The organism is Streptococcus gwangjuensis (assembly GCF_028156745.1).
In the GTDB taxonomy this organism is placed as follows: Bacteria; Bacillota; Bacilli; order Lactobacillales; family Streptococcaceae; genus Streptococcus; species Streptococcus gwangjuense_A.
On record NZ_JAODJG010000029.1, the window covers coordinates 1 to 19,097 of the forward strand.

Sequence of the window (19,097 nt, forward strand, 5' to 3'; positions counted from 1 at the left end):
TATGCGGAAAATATAATGGTTCCCCTACTTAGAGGAGTTATCCTCTTTTCAGAGAGTCTAGGAGGAAAAGCCGGTGAACTACCGACTCTTTACTATTCACAAGTCGGTGGAGAAAGTCTAGATGAGGAGATACTTCAACAGCAAATTGAAGCGAAGAATACAACCATTTCGACTTATGAATCTATTTTATATAGTTTATATAATCTAAAGGACGTCAATCCTATATATATAAGTAATGTTCGAGGAGTTATCTCAAATGCGACGAGTAAGCGAGATGAGTTACAAAGGAAATTAGAAAAATTGCAGTCGTTTGCGAGCTCGACTAGTGGTCAGTTTTCGGATTCAGAAAGCTTACAGACCTTAGTTTTTCAAGGTTTCGAACAAGTCACAGGTGACTTTGGAAAGTTTGAGGGGACATTTAAAGTAGAGGGACAAGCTCCTTGGGCTAGTAATATTAATAGTGAGTGGACGAAACGTTCTGAGGTGATCCAAAATTACCAAAATGTTTTAGATAAAATTAAAAACAAAACCGAATTAGATGAGAAGGATATCGCAGCGATTGCAGAGTATGGAAAACGTTATCCAACAGAATTGGCAAAGCCAGAACTATTAAGATTAATTAACGACTCTCCATATAGCAAAGTTAGCGATTTATATAGTAAAACTACAACCGTTTTAGATGCTGCTAATGTTTTGTATTTGGGTTCTAGAATTACAAAAGACAATAAAGGAAATTTAATATTTCATCATGGTACAACACCTATTGGGCAAAAGCTAGATAAATTGTTAGGCTATGATAAATTTTACAGTCGCAATAGTATAAACCGACGTCACAATTACAGTAAGATTACTACAAATAAGGGAACAAATATTCGAAGTCAGTACGAGGATATGATGCAACCTTTCCGTCCTAATATCATTAAGGCTGGGAAAGATAGTGCACTTTCCTCAGCAACAGCTGGTTTGTCAAACATATTTTCAATACATCCTACTGAAGGGATTAAGATATCAGATAGCTTTAAGAATATGGGCAAATTGGGTAAAGGTATGGCGATTGCAAATGTGGTATTTTCTGCTGTAGATATTGTAGACGGAATGGGAGAAACACATGATATTGCTGTTAGCAAAAATATGACAGTTGGAAGTGAAAAGTATATAGCTACTCAATTTGGAGGTGTTACGATTGATACTCTCAAGAATGTGGGAATAGGGACGTTGGCTGTTGTTGGTGGGGCTGCTGCAGCCACAATTTTTCTTCCTGTTACGGCATCGGTTATGGCGATAGGTGGTATAACAATGCTAGTAGGAGGAGGTATTAGTTTGGGCTTAAATGCGCTAGATAAACACACTGGATTTTCAAAAGGGTTGAAAAAATGGTGGGCAGGAATTGTAGGAGGATAAGATGAAAAAAAAGTATGTTGAATTTTTGAATTTAGCGGTTGTGGATTCTAGTCCTATAAAGAACTCTGAATTTTTAAAGTCAGTAGCGATGGAGGTAATTTTTGCCTTACTGATATTTATAGTGTCTATTTTTAGAGAAGGTGAGATGCATGATGTGAGTATGATTATCCTTTACATCACTTTCTATCATATATTGGTTTCGTTGTTCATGTTTTTGGTATTCCAAAAATTTTCCAAATCAAAATTATTGCAATTGATTCCAGTTAGTTCTATTCTAATTTCTCATGTTGAGTTTCTCTTCTGGGGTTCTCTATTTTGGGGTAAGAACTACTGGTCTGTATTCACGATTTTAATTAGCCTAAGCCTTATTTTTCAGTTACTAACCCTTGTTTACCAGTTGTTAATTGTCCCTAAAGCTAAGAAATTACCACATGGTGAGTATAGGAAGAATCTTTTATTTCTTCCTTCTGTTGTTTGCATATTTATTTCAGCGATTGTAGTAGTTATAGCACATTTAATTACGTTGCCAGGAATATATATAATTACTTCCCTTGTTGTAGCGAGCATAGCCTGTCTTCCCTACTATTGGCTTGAGTATGCACGAGTATTCACCGGTTGGAAAAAGAAAAGCACGAATAACTTTATTTATAGAGGAGAAATAAAATAAAATTAATGAGAATGGCTAGTAATAGCATAGATCATGCTAGGAGGATAAGATGAAAGAAAGATATTATGAATTTTTGAATATACTGATGACAGGTCATAAACCAGTGAGAAATTTGAATTTCTATCTTGTATTTTTAGTCGAATTTCTATTTACTTCAGTAGTACTGATTGTTTCCATATTTACAAAGAATCAAATGCATAATCTTAGTATATTTTTGATTCATGTTACTATTGTCCATATGGTAATAGTACTGCTTGTATTTTTGTTGTTTCAAAAATTTTCCGCTTCAAAATTATTACAATCAGTTCCGACGACTTCGTTTCTTTTTCTTCATTTTAAACTTCTTTTTTTGAGCTCTATATTCTTTGGGGAACAGTATTTATCGATATTCTTTCTTTTCATTGGATTGAGCGTTGCTTTTCAGGTGATAAACTTTTTTTATCAAATATCAATTGTTTCAAAAGTAAAACAAATGCCAGATACTGAGCATAAGAAGAATTTGTTACACTTACCAACCCTTATTGTAACAATAATGTCAGCAGCAATAGTACTAATAACACGATTCTTTATGTTATCTGGAATCTATGTTATCATCGGATTGGTAGGGATGATTATTTCATGGAACTCGTTCTTTATTCTCGGTTATACTCAAGTATTCACAGGATGGAAAAAGAAAAGCACTAATAACATTATTTTTAGAGGAGAAATAAAATAAAATTAATTAGAATGGCTAGTAATAGCACAGCTCATGATAGGAGGATAGGAGGATAGGATGAAAGGATGAGAGAAAAGTACTATGAATTTTTAAATATGGCAGTTGTAGATACTAGTCCTATAAAGAACTCTGACTTTCTACGGTCTGTTGCAATTGAAGTAATATTTTCTTTACTGATATTTATAGGTTCTTTTTTTATCAAAGAGGAGTCGCATGATATGAGTATGATAGTTTTTCGTTTTACTATTTATCATATAGTGCTACTAGTGTTCATATTCTTGCTATTCCAAAAGTTTTCCAAAACAAAAATTTTGCAATTGGTGCCAGCTAGTTCTGTGCTTATTTCTCATGTAGAATTACTTTTTGGAAGTTCTATATTTTTAGGAGATGACTACTGGTCTATTTTCATGAAGTTAATTGGATTGAGCCTTATTTTTCAGCTACTCACCTTTATTTACCAGTTGTTAATCGTCCCTAAAGCTAAGACCTTACCATCTGGAGAGTTCAGGAAGACAATCTTACACATTCCTCCACTTATTGTTGCTTCATTAGCAGCAATTTTAGCAATTATAGCCCGTTTATTTATGTTGCCAGTGGAATATATTGCTACTAGTATTGTAGGATTAGGTATTTCATGCCTTCCGTTATATTGGCTTGAGTACGCACGAGTATTCAACGGTTGGAAAAAGAAAAGCACGAAAAACTTTATTTATAGAGGAGAAATAAAATGAAATTAATTAGAATAGATATCAGCAATATTGCTTATACAGAGAAAAAAGTTCCTATGGAATCTTTTCTAGATTTGATTGAAAGTTGTGAAAAATTATTATTTGAAACAGGGGTCTATAAAAATGGTCCGACAACGATTGAAACATGTTTGAGCACTTTTGGAAAGCCAGGAGAAGCCTCGTTTAAGGTCTATATTCCGACAAACATTCCAATTGAAGGAAATGATGAATTTCAATATCTAGAACATTTTACAATTAAGCAGTGTGTCTCTGAGGTAACTCCATTTGATGAACATTTCCTTCCAAAAATTGAAGAAATGAAGCAGTATATTCATGATGAGGGATTAGAAATGCTGGGAGATACAGTTTTTCTGTCTATTTTCCCAATATTTGGACAGCACTTTGTTGAAATGAATATCCCAATTAAGGAGATCTCAGATGATATTTAAAAACGTGGGAGAATACCAAGATATACAATATAGAAATGTTATCTCAAGGTATTATACAGTATCGCAAGAAGAGATGCCGGACACTTATAACGCTTTTTTAGAAGAAGTAAGAAAAGCAGGATATACGCTTCGAGGACCTTTCTTTTATACGATTAATTCCAAGTTAGAAGAAAATCAAGATGTGTTGATGGAACTGTTTATCCCAGTAGAAGAAGAGTATATTGAAGATGCTTTGCCAGAAGACTTTTTGTATCACAGTCTGTTTCAAGTTTTAAATACTGTTTCAACTAGAATTTTAGAACCAGATGATGAGTCAGTGAAAGAGGGGATAAGCTTCTTAGCGGGTTATATCTATTATCAGGGACATTGTGAGTTGACCCCTCCCTTCTTTTTCACCACAATCTCTGATGGGAAAGTCTATACAGATATAAAAGTAGGTGTGTTAAAAGAGACTTTTTCAGGTATTCAGTCTATTGAAGAAATATTTGGATGGTAAATGTGGAATTAAAATTTAGTCACTGCATGTATTGAGTGGGTTGGGAAATGTATCAGACGAATATATTTGTCAAAAAGTATATCCTTCATGTTAGGAGCTTATAGAGGATATGCTGGAAATGTTTTATAGATGTCCCAGTTTATTTTAAGAGTTATCCTTTCTCTGTAACGGATGCAGCTAAGGATGTCTTCATAAAATATATATGAAATTGGTCAAGGCTTGCAAACGATAGGAGTGGAGTTGATGGTAAAGAAAAATAGAAAAAATAAAGCAAAGATTACTGATATAGAAAGAGAAAGATACCATGGTCCTTTGGTCACACAGGGTGTCAGTTTAGGTATATCCATGGATTGCTTTAGCATTAACTGGTTTTCTGTATGTGGGTGGAACTTATGAAGACAATCTAGGCATCTTTAAAGGACTTTCTTTGTTTTGCGGTGTTGTGAATATACTTGGTGTTATCATTTCCTTTATTCCCTATTTGGTAAATGCCTGGAAGACTTTAACATATTATTTGATAGCCCTTACAGTGTTAAGCTTAGTGATAGTTACAAATTTTATTTGTTTACTAATAGTTATTTCAGACGGTAGTTCTATAGGAGCTAAGGAGATATATCAATCCCCTCTCACTCCATTTTATGTAATATTGATGATGTTTCTTTTTATCTTTGCTTGTGGCCTCTATGCTTGGTACTATATTCCAAAGAATCAGGGGAAAGTCTGGGCTTTTAATCAAGTAAAAGAGGAAGATAGAAAGAAAACATGGTGGAATAATGTTGCTATAGCTTTTGCTGGGGCAACAATCATTCCCTCTCTCCTAACAGGCTATATTCAGATTGTTTTTGGTGTTTTATTGGGAATTTTGTTGACCTTGACGCTACCAGCTGTTATGGTAGATGCGATTTATGCAGCTATTTATATAAAGAAGCACCCTGATAGCGATGGATTAGTTTAGAAATGAAATCATTTGTAAATATCTAAGAAAGGTGCACTTAATTTGACAATTCAAGGGAGATGAAAATTTCTTGACACCTATTCTTAGAGTGCTATACTGTAAGTGTAATCGCCGATTTAGCTCAGTTGCTAGAGCAAGGCACTTGTAAAGCCTAGGTCACAGGTGAATATATGACTGAAGATTTGCAAAATTAGATATGTAGAAAATAACCGTTAAGCCTAGTTCTTATCGGTTATTTATGTTGTTAAATAGCATTGTTATTGCATCAATTATGTCTATTTTTGTGATTCTAGTAGTGCTTCAACTTGATTGCTACTATTTTTGATGGTGTGAATGTGCTGATAATGTATCTCAGTTAAGTACGAAATTTTTATATCTTTTTTAACACATATTAAAAATAAAATTAATATCCCTTAATTTTTCTTGACTTAAATTTTTTTAATTGATATACTATTTTTCAGAGAGCTAACAATTATATATAAATGTACCACTCTATTTCCTAGATAATACTTAGTAAAACTTTTTATAACAAAGGCTAGCAAAGTTAAAGTTTTCTATCTATTGGAAGTTAAATAAATATGTAAGGAATTAAAATGAAAAAAAGTACAGTATTGTCATTAACCACAGCTGCAGTTATTTTAGCAGCATATGTCCCTAATGAGGTAGTCTTAGCAGATACATCTAGTTCTGAAGATGCTTTAAGTATCTCTGATAAAGAAAAAGTAGTAGTAGGTAAACAAAACGAAAACAAAGAAAAACATGAAGATATTCATAATGCTATAGAAACTTCAAAGGATACTGAAGAGAAGAAAACAACAGTTATTGAGGAAAAAGAAGTTGTTAGTAAAGAATCTGTGATAGACAATAAAACTAACAATGAAAAAGCAACAATCAAAAAAGAAGATTCCAATCAATACAAAGGAGATAACGCAGCCCCATCTGCAAGTAAAGACACGGAAAGTCCCAAAAAAGAAGATAGACTTGTCTATATTGCTGAATTTAAAGATAAAGAATCTGGAGAAAAAGCAATCAAGGAACTATCAAATCTTAAGAATACAAAAGTCTTATATACTTATGATAGAATTTTTAACGGTAGCGCTATTGAAACAACCAAAGATAATCTGGACAAAATTAAACTAATAGAAGGTATCTCATCGGTTGAACGGTCACAAAAAGTCCAGCCAATGATGAATCATGCTAGAAAAGAAATTGGAGTTGAAGAGGCAATCGATTACCTAAAATCTATCAATGCTCCATTTGGGAAAAACTTTGATGGTCGGGGTATGGTCATTTCAAACATTGATACTGGGACTGATTATAGACATAAAGCTATGAGAATCGATGATGATGCTAAAGGCTCAATGAGATTTAAAAAAGAAGACTTAAAAGGTACGGATAAAAATTTCTGGTTGAGTGATAAAATTCCTCATGCTTTCAATTACTATAATGGTGGTAAAATTACTGTAGAAAAAGCTGATGATGGAAGCGATTATTTTGATCCACATGGGATGCATATTGCAGGGATTCTTGCGGGAAATGATACTGAAAAAGATATCAAAAACTTTAACGGAATAGATGGAATTGCGCCTAATGCACAGATCTTCTCTTATAAAATGTACTCTGACGCAGGATCTGGCTTCGCAGGGGATGAAACAATGTTTCATGCTATTGAAGATTCAATCAAACACAATGTTGATGTTGTTTCGGTATCATCTGGCTTTACAGGAACGGGCCTTGTAGGTGAGAAATATTGGCAAGCTATTAGAGCGTTAAGAAAAGCAGGCATTCCAATGGTCGTAGCTACAGGTAACTATGCAACTTCTGCTTCAAGTTCTTCATGGGATTTAGTGGCAAATAATAATCTGAAAATGACCGACACTGGAAATGTAACACGAACTGCAGCACATGAAGATGCGATAGCAGTTGCTTCTGCTAAAAATCAAACAGTTGAGTTTGATAAAGTTAAGATTGGAGGAGAAAGTTTTAAATACAGAAATATAGGGGCCTTTTTCGATAAGAATAAAATCATAACAAACGAAGATGGTTCAAAAGCTCCTAGTAAATTGAAATTTGTATATATAGGCAAAGGTCAAGACCAAGATTTGATAGGTTTGGATCTTAAGGGCAAAATTGCAGTAATGGATAGAATTTATACAAAGGATTTAAAAAATGCTTTTAAACGAGCAACGGATAAGGGCGCACGTGCCATTATGGTTGTAAATACTGTAAATTACTACAATAGAGATAATTGGACAGAGCTCCCAGCTATGGGATATGAGGAGGATGAAGGAACTACTAGTCAAGTTTTCTCAATTTCAGGAGATGATGGTGTAAAGCTATGGAATATGATTAACCCTGATAAAAAAACTAAAGTCAAAAGAAATAATAAAGAAGATTTTAAAGATAAATTGGAGCAATACTATCCAATTGATATGGCAAGCTATAATTCTAATAAACCGAATGTAGGTGATGAAAAAGAAATTGACTTTAAGTTTGCACCTGACACCGACAAAGAACTGTATAAAGAAGATATTATAGTCCCAGCAGGGTCTACATCTTGGGGGCCAAGAACAGATTTACTTTTAAAACCGGATGTTTCAGCACCTGGTAAAAATATTAAATCCACTCTCAATGTCATTAATGGTAAATCAACTTATGGTTATATGTCAGGGACTAGTATGGCAACTCCAATCGTGGCAGCTTCTACTGTTTTGATTAGACCAAAGTTAAAGGAAATGCTTGAAAGACCTGTATTGAAAAATCTTAAGGGAGATGACAAAATAGATCTTACAAGTCTTACAAAAATAGCCCTACAAAATACTGCACGTCCTATGATGGATGCAACGTCTTGGAAAGAAAAAAGTCAATACTTTGCATCACCTAGACAACAGGGGGCAGGGCTAATTAATGTGGCCAATGCTTTGAGAAATGAAGTCGTAGCGACTTTTAAAAACACGGATTCTAAAGGCTTGGTAAACTCTTATGGTTCTATTTCTCTTAAAGAAATAAAAGGAGATAAAAAATATTTTACAATTAAGCTTCACAATACATCAAACAGACCTTTGACCTTTAAAGTTTCAGCATCAACCGTAACTACAGATGCTCTAACTGACAGACTCAAACTGGATGAAACATACAAAGACGAAAAATCTCCAGATGGGAAGCAAATTGTTCCAGAAATTCACCCAGAAAAAGTCAAAGGAGCAAATATCACATTTGAGCATGACACTTTCACTATAGGACCAAATTCTAGCTTTGATTTAAATGCGGTTATAAATGTTGGGGAGGCCAAAAACAAAAATAAATTTGTAGAATCATTTATTCATTTTGAATCAGTGGAAGAAATGGAAGCTCTAAACTCCAATGGGAAGAAAACAAATTTCCAACCTTCTTTATCGATGCCTCTAATGGGATTTGCTGGGAATTGGAACCATGAACCAATCCTTGATAAATGGGCCTGGGAAGAAGGGTCAAAATCAAAAACAATGGAAGGTTATGATGATGATGGTAAACCGAAAATTCCAGGAACATTAAATAAGGGGATTGGTGGAGAACATGGTATAGATAAATTTAATCCAGCAGGAGTTATACAAAATAGAAAAGATAAAAATACAACATCCCTAGATCAAAATCCAGAATTATTTGCTTTCAATAACGAAGGGATCAACGCACCATCATCAAGTGGTTCTAAGATTGCTAAAATTTATCCTTTAGATTCAAATGGAAATCCTCAAGATGCTCAACTTGAGAGAGGATTAACACCTTCTCCACTTGTATTAAGAAGTGCAGAAGAAGGATTGATTTCAATAGTAAATACAAATAAAGAGGGAGAAAATCAAATCGACTTAAAAGTCATTTCGAGAGAACACTTTATTAAAGGAATTTTAAACTCTAAAAGAAATGATGCAAAGGGAATCAAATCTTCTAAACTAAAAGTTTGGGGTGACTTGAAATGGGATGGACTCATTTATAACCCTAGAGGTAGAGAAGAAAATGCACCAGAAAGCAAGGATACCAAAGATCCTGCTACTAAGATAAGAGGTCAATTTGAACCAATTGCAGAAGGTCAATATTTCTATAAATTTAAATATAGATTAACTAAAGATTATCCATGGCAGGTTTCCTATATTCCTGTAAAAATTGATAACACAGCCCCTAAGATTGTTTCGATTGATTTTTCAAATCCTGAAAAAATTAAGCTGATCACAAAGGATACTTATCACAAGGTAAAAGAGCAATACAAGAATGAAACGCTATTTGCGAGAGATCAGAAAGAACATCCTGAAAAATTTGACGAGATTGCCAACGAAGTTTGGTATGCAGGAGCCGCTCTTGTTAATGAAGATGGAGAGGTTGAAAAAAATCTTGAAGTAACTTATGCAGGTGAGGGTCAAGGAAGAAATAGGAAACTTGACAAAGATGGAAATACCATTTATGAAATTAAAGGTGCAGGAGATTTAAGAGGAAAAATCATTGAAGTCATTGCACTAGATGGCTCTAGCAATTTCACAAAGATTCATAGAATTAAATTTGCTGATTATGCTGATGAAAAGGGGATGATTTCCTATTATTTAGTAGATCCTGATCAAGATTCATCTAAATACCAAAAGCTTGGCGAGATTGCCGAATCTAAATTTAAAAATTTAGAAAATAGAAAAGAAGATAGTCTTAAAAAAGATACAACTGAAGTAGAACATCATCAAGACAATGAAGAGGCTACCGAAGAAAAATCTAGCTTTACTATCAATAAAGCCATTTCAACAATTAGAGACTTTGAAAGCAAAGACTTAAAGAAACTCATTAAAAAGAAATTTAGAGAAGTTGATGACTTTACAAGTGAAACTGGTAAGAGAACAGAGGAATACGATTATAAATACGATGATAAGGGAAATATCATTGCTTATGACGATGGTAGTGCCTTAGAATATGAAACTGAAAAACTTGACGAAATCAAATCAAAAATTTATGGTGTTCTAAGCCCGTCTAAAGATGGACACTTTGAAATTCTTGGAAAGATAAGTAATGTTTCTAAAAGTGCCAAGGTATATTATGGAAATAACTATAAATCGATAGAAATCAAAACGACCAAGTATGATTCGCATTCAAAAACGATGACATTTGATTTATACGCTAATGTTAATGATATTGTGGATGGGTTAGCTTTTGCAGGAGATATGAGATTCTTTGTTAAAGATGATGATCAGATAAAAGCTGAGACTAAAATTAGAATGCCTGAAAAAAATAAGGAAACTAAAACGGAATATCCCTATGCATCAAGTTATGGGAATGTCATAGAATTAGGAGAAGGAGATCTTTCAAAAAATAAACCAACCAATTTAACGGAGATGGAAACTGGTAAAATCTATTCTGATTCAGAAAAACAACAATATCTATTAAAGGATAACATCATTTTAAGAAAAGGCTATGCACTAAAAGTGACTACCTATAATCCTGGAAAAACGGATATGTTAGAAGGAAATGGAGTTTATAGCCAGGAAGATATAGCAAAAATCCAAAAGGCCAATCCTAATCTAAGAGTCTTATCAGAAAAAATAATTTATGCTGATAGTAGAAATGTTGAAGATGGAAGAAGTATTCAATCAGTATTAATGTCGGCTTTGGACGGCTTTAACATTGTAAGGTATCAAGTGTTTACATTTAAAATGAATGATAAAGGGGAAGCAATCGATAAAGATGGAAATCTTGTGACAGATTCTTCTAAACTGGTATTATTTGGTAAGGATGGTAAAGAGTACACAGGAGAGGATATGTCCAATGTAGAAGCTATAAAAGAAGATGGCTCTACGTTATTTATTGATGCAAAACCAGTAAATCTTTCAATGGACAAGAACTACTTTAATCCATCTAAATCTAATAAAATTTATGTACGAAATCCAGAATTTTATTTAAGAGGTAAGATTTCTGATAAGGGTGGTTTTAACTGGGAGTTGAGAGTTAATGAATCGGTTGTAGATAATTATTTAATCTATGGAGATTTACACATTGATAACACTAGAGATTTTAACATTAAGCTTAATGTTAAAGATGGTGACATCATGGACTGGGGGATGAAAGACTATAAAGCAAACGGATTCCCAGATAAGGTAACAGACATGGATGGAAATGTTTATCTTCAAACTGGCTATAGCGATTTGAATGCGAAAGCAGTTGGAGTACACTATCAATTTTTATATGATAATGTTAAACCAGAAGTAAAGATTGATCCTAAGGGAAATACTAGTATCGAATATGCTGATGGAAAATCTGTAGTCTTTAATATCAATGATAAAAGAAATAATGGATTCGATGGTGAGATTCAAGAACAACATATTTATGTAAATGGAAAAGAATACAAATCATTTGCTGATATTAAACAAATAGCAGATAAGACACTAAACATTAAGATAGTTGTAAAAGATTTTGCAAGAAATACAACCGTAAAAGAATTCATTTTAAACAAAGATACGGGAGAGGTAAGTGAATTAAAACCTCAGATGGTAACTGTGACCATTCAAAATGGAAAAGAAATGAGTTCAACGATAGTGTCGGAAGAAGATTTCATTTTACCTGTCTATAAGGGGGAATTAGAAAAAGGCTATCAATTTGATGGTTGGGAAATTGCTGGTTTCGAAGGGAAAAAAGACACTGGCTATGTTCTTAATTTATCAAAAGATACCCTTATAAAACCTGTATTCAAGAAAATAGAGGAGAAAAAGGAGGAGGAAAATAAACCTACTTTTGATGTATCCAAAAAGAAAGACAACACACAGGCAAATCCTAGTCAATTAAATCAAAGTCATAGAAAAGAGGACTTACAAAGAGCAAATCATTCACAAAAATCTGATTCAACTAAGGGTGTCAAAGCTACAGTTCTTGATAATAACTTTGAAAATAATAAGGAAGTCCATCTTAATGAACAAGCGAACATAGCTAATAAACATACTAACATTGATAGTAAGTCGGATACTAACCATTATGACAGGTTGCCAAAAACCGGAACAGTTAGAGCAGTTCTTACACCATTTATTGCTGGAATATTGTTTATAGTAGGAGCACTTCTTGGATTGAAGAAAAAAGATCAAGATTAAGACAAAATCTATATAAAAAATGTTTATGTGTTGAGATTAGATACTGTGATGGTTAAACAGTTTGCTGACAATTACTATTTAATACTGAATTTTTAAGATTACGTTGATAATTATACTCTTTTAGAATGTATTAATGAACTTCATTTAGATAACAAAAAATCTTCTTATTACAGATAGGAAGATTTTTTGGATTTTACCAATTTCACAAAATACGGTATCGAACTATATATTAAAAATTGTGCTTTTACAATTGTAGTAAAAACTCAAGATTTATTTGATGAAGTACAGTCTATATGAAGTATGATAAGAAACTACACCTATTAGAATTTTTATAAATATAAGTGAATAATATGAAAGGATAGCTTCCGTTAATTATAATAGTTAGACTATAAAAATATATAAAATTCTTAAAAATTATGGTATAATTTATGTTAATAAATTCGATATAGAGTTTAATGGATGATTCTATTGATGCCAATATTTAAGGGTTAGTTAATTGGTTTTTTTTTGAAAATCCATCCATTCATGGATACTGACAAATCTTGCGAATTTGTTTAAGATATAGGTGAAATATAGTGAAAAATGGGAGGAATACTATGACTAAGAAAAATTTTGATGAGAAAAATGGTCCGAAATCAACTGTCTCGAAGGGAGTGAAAGGCTCTTCTCCATCTAAGATTAGAGGTAAGTTTTTTAAAATAAAAGTCTATATTGGCATTGCTATTAGTCTTTTGGTTGTTGCAATCCTAGCAAGTATCTTCTTATTCTCACCTAACGCAAAGAAAGAGTCAAATGAAGCCATTTCTTCAGTTGCTAAAAAAGAGAACACAAGTAAAGAAGAGATAGATACTTCGAAAGCGTCTGAGAATGAGAAGAAGAAAGAAGAGGAGATTCAAAAACTCAAGGAACAGCTAACCAGTTTAGATAGCAAGGTCTCTGAGTCAGAGAAGGTAGTTAGCAAGCTAAAAGAAGAAACTGCAGTTCCGAAACTGGATATTGAAGCACTAAGAAATAATGATTTATCTAGTTTGAAAGGCACATGGCGTACACCGTCGGGCAATGAATATATCATTAATGAATCTGGTGAAATTTATATAACTAGTTTTAGAGATGGTCAAAAATTTGAATATACTGTTGAATTGGACAATAGTTACTCTCATCTGAAAAATCGAAGTTCAGATTCCAAATTTAAAGAAATTGAAAGTCTAAGTGCACACACTAAAGGTTCTATCGCTGGAGGATTTGTGGTAGTTGCCGTACCAAGTGGAGTTGTCATGAAACCAGGTGATGATGGAAAACTAACAGATAAAAGCAATCATGACGAAGAGAGACTGTTTGCAGGACAGCAGTATGAAGCGATGTTGTCAAGACCAGAAGATGTTTACTATCGTGTAAAACCAGATACTAGTAAACTTGAGGAAGAGGAGAAGCATTTAGCTCAACTACAGGCTGAACGCGAAGCAATCAAAACTTCTCTAGAATCTAAGGAAAAGAAAAATACGAACTAGAAAAACTAGTTTAGAATCTAATTTTCGATTGTTTTAGTTCAGAAATACTGTTGCAATCGCTAGAATGAAGAAGCTCATTAGGGCTTCTTTTCTTTTATCTTAACACTTCAACCACTTAGACTGATATAGAGACCAGATAGGCAAAAGAACTTGTTCTTGAAACTGACCTCTGCTATAATGATTTTTGTAAGGGACGTGAAGGGTCGATATCAGATAACTCAAGTTCCTAAAAAAGAAATTGGAGATAAAAATGAAAAAATTATTAGGTATTGGATTCTTGCTAGTTTCAGCTTTGGTTTTGTATTTTGCTTCTGTTGGATGGCCAAGTTTGGATGTCAACCTATGGTCACTGATTCCGGTAGGACTGTTCCTCTTTTTCACTCTAGAGAATTTTTTGAAAAAAGACTACAAGGCTAGTCTGATGTGTTTAATTATTGCTTTTATCATTGCAAATGCAATTTTAGACCTTTTGCCAATTTCAAGTGGCTTGGTAATTGGAGCGGGCGTACTAGCTTGCATTGGTATTGGATACCTCTTTCCTGATAAAGATACAAAAGAAGACAAATAGAAAAGGCCTCGAGATTTCTCGAGACCCTTTTTTACTTACCAGCGTAATATTTTTGAATTCCTTTCACGATACCTGCTACAAGCTTATCTTGATAGTGGCTATCTCGAATCTGTTGATTTTCAGCGAAATTATCTATATAACCTAGCTCTAGGAGGACGGCTGGTTTAGCAGTTTCTCGAAGAACGGCAAAGCTTCTTTCCAATAAACCAGCATCTTTAGCACCAGTTTCAGCTAACAATGAAGAGTGGATAGCGGCTGCAAGACGCTTGCTCTCACTCATACGGTCAGGATGGTTATGCCAGTATGGGTTGATTTTACTTGGATAATCAGGATCATCACTATAGGAATAGGTTTGAATACCGCTAGCTCTAGAGTAGGCGCTACCAGTCGCATTGAAGTGAATACTAATAAAGATATCAGAGTTAGTCTTGTTAACCATACGAGAACGTTCTGTAACAAAATCTACATCAATATCACTATCACGTGAAGTGAGAACTTTGTAGCCAAGTTCTTCTAACTTTTTGCGTAATTTACGATACACCTGCATGTTGAGGTCTTTTTCAGCGACATTGTAATAGTATGCACCTGAGTCTCTTCCCCCATGCCCAGGATCTAAAAAGATAGTTTTACTGTATTGGCCTTTTTTAAAACCCTCAGGAACTTCACTAACCCATCTACCATCATTTTTAAAGATATGATCTTTTCCGGAGATTTTATAAATATTAGTGACGTATTGCCCGTTTTCTTTTAGATAATACCAAGAATTATAGTACTTATCAAATATCCATTCATTCTTAGCCATATAACCACCGGCTTTGAGGTAATAAGCTCCAATCCATTCTTTTGATGCATACATTCCACCACGCTTCAAAAAGAACCAGCTGTTATAGTTTTTATCAAATATCCATTCATTATCAGCCATGGCTCCACTTGATTTTAAATAATAATTACCTTGCCATTGGTTACTGGACATGATACCTGTTTTGTCAAAATAGTACCAAATACCGTTAATTTTTTCCCATTTATTTTGAGAAATTTTTCCAGAAGAATTAGCGAAGTACCAATATTTATCAATGAGAACCCATTTGTTTTCGGCCATAGCACCACTTTTAGTCAGTAAGTAGCTGTCAAAAGTAGTATTACTAAGCATGATTCCATCTTTGGCGAAGTAATACCAAGAATCAGCAATTTTTTCCCATTTATTTTGAGAAATTTTTCCTGAAGAACTAGCAAAGTACCACTTTCCATTGATGAAGTTCCAACCGTTCTCAGCCATCACTCCATCTTTATTGAATACATAACCATCAAAGGTTGTATTGCTTAGTCGATTTCCATCTTTGTTGAAGTAGTACCACTTTCCTTGGATTTTTTTCCAGTTGGTAACAGGTTTATTGTGTTCGTAAAAGCGCCAGTTATTATTTTCTCCCTGCCAACCTTCTTTGACTTTTTCTTCTTTTTTTACTTCTTTTTTTACTTCAGATTTCTTCTCTTCTGTAGCAGGAGTTTTTTCTTCTTTATCGTCAATTTTAGAAGAATTGTCTGTTTTTTCAACATTCTCTTTCGGTTTTTCTTGGTTTTCGATTTTTGAAGTACTTGAATGAGGAATTGTTACATTTTCTCGTACTGACTCTGCTTTATTTTCTTGAGCCTGGACCGTTACTTGAGAGTACCCTAAAATAGATAGGGCAACTGTACTAGCGAGTATAATCTTTTTCATTTTTTGTCTCCATATATATTTTTAGCATTTTAATACTATTCTCAACTATCAAACTGGACTTCTTCTAGTAGATAGTCGATAAAGCGTTCGCCCATCTTGGATAGGCTGGTTTTTTCATGCTGGATATAGACCAGCTCGATAGGATCATCAATATCCAGTGGGATAGAAACGATATTGTCTCCGTTGAGGTTGCTGTTCAAAATCCCTGTTGCGATCGTGTATCCATCCAGACCAATCAAGAGGTTAAAGAGGGTGGCACGGTCGCTGACTACGATAGATTTTTTGTGGTATTCCTGCGAGAGAATCTCTTCAGAGAAGTAGAAGGAGTTGTGAGTTCCTTGATCATAGCTGAGGTAAGGGAAGTTCTCCAAGTCTTCTAGTTTGACCTTGTCTTTCTTTGCCAGAGGATTGGTCTTGCTGACAAAGATATGCGGTTGGGCGGTAAAGAGATGATGAGCCAGCAGGTGATTGTCATCCAGCATTTTGGTTAAAACATCACGGTTGTAGCTGTTAAAAAATAGGACACCGACCTCACTACGGAAGTTCTTGACGTCGTCGATAATCTCCCAAGTACGAGTTTCACGAAGGAAGAGCTCGTATTTCTCCATATCACTTTTCTTGAGCAGAGAGACAAAGGCATTGACCACAAAGGCATAATGCTGGGAGGAAACGCTAAAGAGTTCGCGGTGGGCGACAGGATTTTTATAGCGTTCTTCCAAAAGCTGGGTCTGCTCGACAACCTGACGGGCATAAGAGAGGAACTCCATCCCATCACGGGTCAAGGTGATACCCTTGGGATTGCGGATAAAGATTTCAATGCCCATTTCATTTTCCAAATCTCTTACTGCATTGGAAAGACTTGGCTGAGTGATAAAGAGTTGCTTGGCTGCCTCATTCATGGAGCCAGTTTCGACGATTTTGATAATATAATGTAATTGTTGAATTCTCATGTTTTTATTGTACCACACTTGCGTCAGAATCGCCAAAGATGATAGGAAAATCAGGAGCATTGTGTGAGTCTCTTCTTGAAAAAAACACAAAAATTTGCTAGAATGAGTCTTATGAAAACATTCTATGATGTGCAGCAATTCCTCAAACGATTTGGTATTATTGTTTACATGGGAAAACGCTTATATGATATTGAACTGATGAAGTTGGAGCTCTCTCGGATTTACGATGCAGGGTTGATGGACAAATTAGACTATCTAGAAGCAGAAGCGGTTCTTCGCAGAGAGCACAAGATAGAATTGGATTATATTGAGAAAAATGGAGAAATGAACTAATGGTTACTTGGATTTTGTGGGCACTTATACTAGCAATGTTGGCGTGGATGGGCTTTAACTATCTTCGTATTCGCCGTGCGGCTAAAATTGTGGACAATGAGGAGTTTGAAGCCTTGATTCGTACGGGTCAATTGATTGATTTGCGCGACCCAGCAGAATTCCACAGAAAACATATTCTTGGAGCACGCAATATTCCTTCAAGTCAGTTGAAGACTAGTCTTGCAGCCCTTCGTAAAGATAAACCTGTCCTTCTTTACGAAAACCAACGTGCGCAACGTGTCACAAATGCAGCCCTTTACTTGAAAAAACAAGGTTTTTCTGAAATTTATATCCTTTCTTATGGTTTGGATTCTTGGAATGGAAAAGTGAAGACTAGCTAACCTTATTTCCAAATTAGTCGAATGATAGGATGAAGCTATTGTTTTATAGTATAATTAATTTGTATAAAATTTAAGGAGTTCTTAGAACATGAAAGAAAAAAAGAAAAATCCACTTTTTGTGGGTATTTTGTCGATTATTCTTGGTTTGTTATTTCCGTTGGGAGGTATTGGTTTAGGTATTACCAGTTTATTGTATGCTAACTCACTTCAAAAAGAATCTGGACTAGACTATAAAACAGAAAAAATTATAGCTATTGTAGGGATTGTAGTTTCCGTAATTAATTGGGTTTTAGGATTGATTCTTTTTATGAATTAAGTAGTGTAAAACAAAAAAGCTTTATTTGAAAGCTTTTTTGTTTTATCCACTTTTCTCTAAGTAGTTTTTAATGATTTTCAATTCCTCTTGGTTTAAGGGACGGTATTGACCTTCTGCTAGTTCTGGGTCTAATGTAAACTCACCGAACTGAACTCGTTTGAGGGAGGTCACCTTGACACCAACTGAGAGGAACATTTTTTTGACTTGATGAAATTTCCCCTCTGAAATGGTGATAGAGGCTTGACTGAGGGCAGGACTTGCAGATAGAATTTCTAGTCTTGCAGGTTTACAGACAGTACCATCTAAAAAGACAATTCCCTTTTGAAAGGCTTGGATATGGTCAGGTGTCAGGAGCCCATTAACCTCAACTTGATAAGTCTTATCTACATGATATTGGGGATGGAGGAGCTGAAAGCCCAAGGGACCGTTATCGGTCAAGAGGAGGAGTCCCGTCGTATCTCGATCCAGTCGACCGACGGCATAGAGCTTGTCAGACTGGATGTCAGGCGGAAGGAGATCTATGACGGTTGGAAGCTCCCTGTCTTTGTTGGCTGTAACGACACCAGCTGGCTTATGAAGCATCAGATAGGTGTGTTCATAGCCTTGAATGATTCGGTCCTGAAAAAGGAGTTCTTGTAGTCCTGTATCGATATTTTGAGCTAGGGAGCGGGCTGGGCAACCATCGACGAGAATTTCTCCTTTGAGTAAGGCTTGCTTCATGGCCTTTCGGCTGATTTTTTCTTGAGCTAATAAATTATCTAAACGCATACTGTGCCTATCTTATCATAAGTCGCTTGCTTTGAAAAGGCTTGACGTGAAAAGAAAA

General features: G+C 34.6%; 15 protein-coding genes and 1 pseudogene. 13 read left to right on the top strand and 3 right to left on the bottom strand.

The annotated features are described in order from the left end of the window. The 10 genes and pseudogenes from N5909_RS02340 to N5909_RS02385 form a co-directional block, all read left to right on the top strand. The coding region (locus tag N5909_RS02340; protein WP_271630724.1) for a dTDP-6-deoxy-3,4-keto-hexulose isomerase at window positions 1-1,401 on the top strand (1,401 nt) is incomplete at its 5' end. 1 nt (window position 1,402) lies between these two features. Beyond that, window positions 1,403-2,068 carry a lantibiotic ABC transporter permease gene (locus N5909_RS02345; protein ID WP_271630725.1) on the top strand — a complete coding sequence of 222 codons (666 nt, stop codon included), beginning with the start codon at window positions 1,403-1,405 and terminating at the stop codon, window positions 2,066-2,068. Window positions 2,069-2,117: 49 nt separating this feature from the next. Next, window positions 2,118-2,783 carry a lantibiotic ABC transporter permease gene (locus N5909_RS02350; protein WP_261027369.1) on the top strand — a complete coding sequence of 222 codons (666 nt, stop codon included), beginning with the start codon at window positions 2,118-2,120 and terminating at the stop codon, window positions 2,781-2,783. A 65-nt stretch (window positions 2,784-2,848) separates the two neighbouring features. Further along, window positions 2,849-3,514 carry a lantibiotic ABC transporter permease gene (locus tag N5909_RS02355; RefSeq protein WP_261027370.1) on the top strand — a complete coding sequence of 222 codons (666 nt, stop codon included), beginning with the start codon at window positions 2,849-2,851 and terminating at the stop codon, window positions 3,512-3,514. Further along, window positions 3,511-3,960, top strand: coding sequence for a hypothetical protein (locus N5909_RS02360; RefSeq protein ID WP_261027371.1), 450 nt, complete (start codon window positions 3,511-3,513; stop codon window positions 3,958-3,960). The genes N5909_RS02355 and N5909_RS02360 overlap by 4 nt, the downstream gene beginning before the upstream one ends. Beyond that, window positions 3,950-4,456, top strand: a complete 507-nt coding sequence (locus N5909_RS02365) for a DUF5085 family protein (protein ID WP_261027372.1) — start codon at window positions 3,950-3,952, stop codon at window positions 4,454-4,456. Before N5909_RS02360 ends, N5909_RS02365 begins: the two co-directional genes overlap by 11 nt. A gap of 243 nt (window positions 4,457-4,699) precedes the next feature. Further along, window positions 4,700-5,411, top strand: a pseudogene (locus tag N5909_RS02370) (hypothetical protein). A 593-nt stretch (window positions 5,412-6,004) separates the two neighbouring features. Beyond that, window positions 6,005-12,499, top strand: a complete 6,495-nt coding sequence (locus N5909_RS02375) for a S8 family serine peptidase (protein WP_271630727.1) — start codon at window positions 6,005-6,007, stop codon at window positions 12,497-12,499. A gap of 596 nt (window positions 12,500-13,095) precedes the next feature. Further along, a complete protein-coding gene (locus N5909_RS02380) occupies window positions 13,096-14,007 on the top strand; it encodes a DUF6287 domain-containing protein (protein WP_271630729.1) in 912 nt (303 codons plus the stop codon). A gap of 250 nt (window positions 14,008-14,257) precedes the next feature. Continuing rightward, window positions 14,258-14,575 (top strand): hypothetical protein, encoded by a 318-nt coding sequence (locus tag N5909_RS02385; RefSeq protein ID WP_020902037.1) that lies wholly within the window; start codon window positions 14,258-14,260, stop codon window positions 14,573-14,575. A 31-nt stretch (window positions 14,576-14,606) separates the two neighbouring features. On the opposite strand, the gene N5909_RS02390 is transcribed toward N5909_RS02385, so the two are convergent. Together N5909_RS02390 and N5909_RS02395 are read right to left on the bottom strand one after the other, a co-directional pair. Beyond that, window positions 14,607-16,292, bottom strand: coding sequence for an N-acetylmuramoyl-L-alanine amidase (locus tag N5909_RS02390; protein ID WP_271630731.1), 1,686 nt, complete (start codon window positions 16,290-16,292; stop codon window positions 14,607-14,609). Between the two features lie 41 nt (window positions 16,293-16,333). Next, on the bottom strand, window positions 16,334-17,242 hold the full coding sequence (locus N5909_RS02395) for a LysR family transcriptional regulator (protein WP_042750500.1): 909 nt from the start codon (window positions 17,240-17,242) through the stop codon (window positions 16,334-16,336). A 63-nt stretch (window positions 17,243-17,305) separates the two neighbouring features. Here N5909_RS02395 and N5909_RS02400 point away from each other — a divergent pair, with 63 nt between their 5' ends. The 3 genes from N5909_RS02400 (at window position 17,306) to N5909_RS02410 (ending at window position 18,271) form a co-directional block, all read left to right on the top strand. Next, window positions 17,306-17,575: a YqgQ family protein gene (locus N5909_RS02400; protein ID WP_049501931.1), complete on the top strand. Its 270-nt coding sequence runs from the start codon at window positions 17,306-17,308 to the stop codon at window positions 17,573-17,575. Continuing rightward, window positions 17,575-17,955: a rhodanese-like domain-containing protein gene (locus N5909_RS02405; RefSeq protein ID WP_261150692.1), complete on the top strand. Its 381-nt coding sequence runs from the start codon at window positions 17,575-17,577 to the stop codon at window positions 17,953-17,955. The genes N5909_RS02400 and N5909_RS02405 overlap by 1 nt, the downstream gene beginning before the upstream one ends. An 88-nt stretch (window positions 17,956-18,043) precedes the next feature. After that, window positions 18,044-18,271 (top strand): hypothetical protein, encoded by a 228-nt coding sequence (locus N5909_RS02410; RefSeq protein WP_000660081.1) that lies wholly within the window; start codon window positions 18,044-18,046, stop codon window positions 18,269-18,271. A gap of 42 nt (window positions 18,272-18,313) precedes the next feature. Here N5909_RS02410 and N5909_RS02415 read toward each other — a convergent pair whose 3' ends face one another. Beyond that, on the bottom strand, window positions 18,314-19,039 hold the full coding sequence (locus tag N5909_RS02415) for a 16S rRNA pseudouridine(516) synthase (RefSeq protein ID WP_261150694.1): 726 nt from the start codon (window positions 19,037-19,039) through the stop codon (window positions 18,314-18,316). Between the last annotated feature and the right edge of the window lie 58 nt (window positions 19,040-19,097).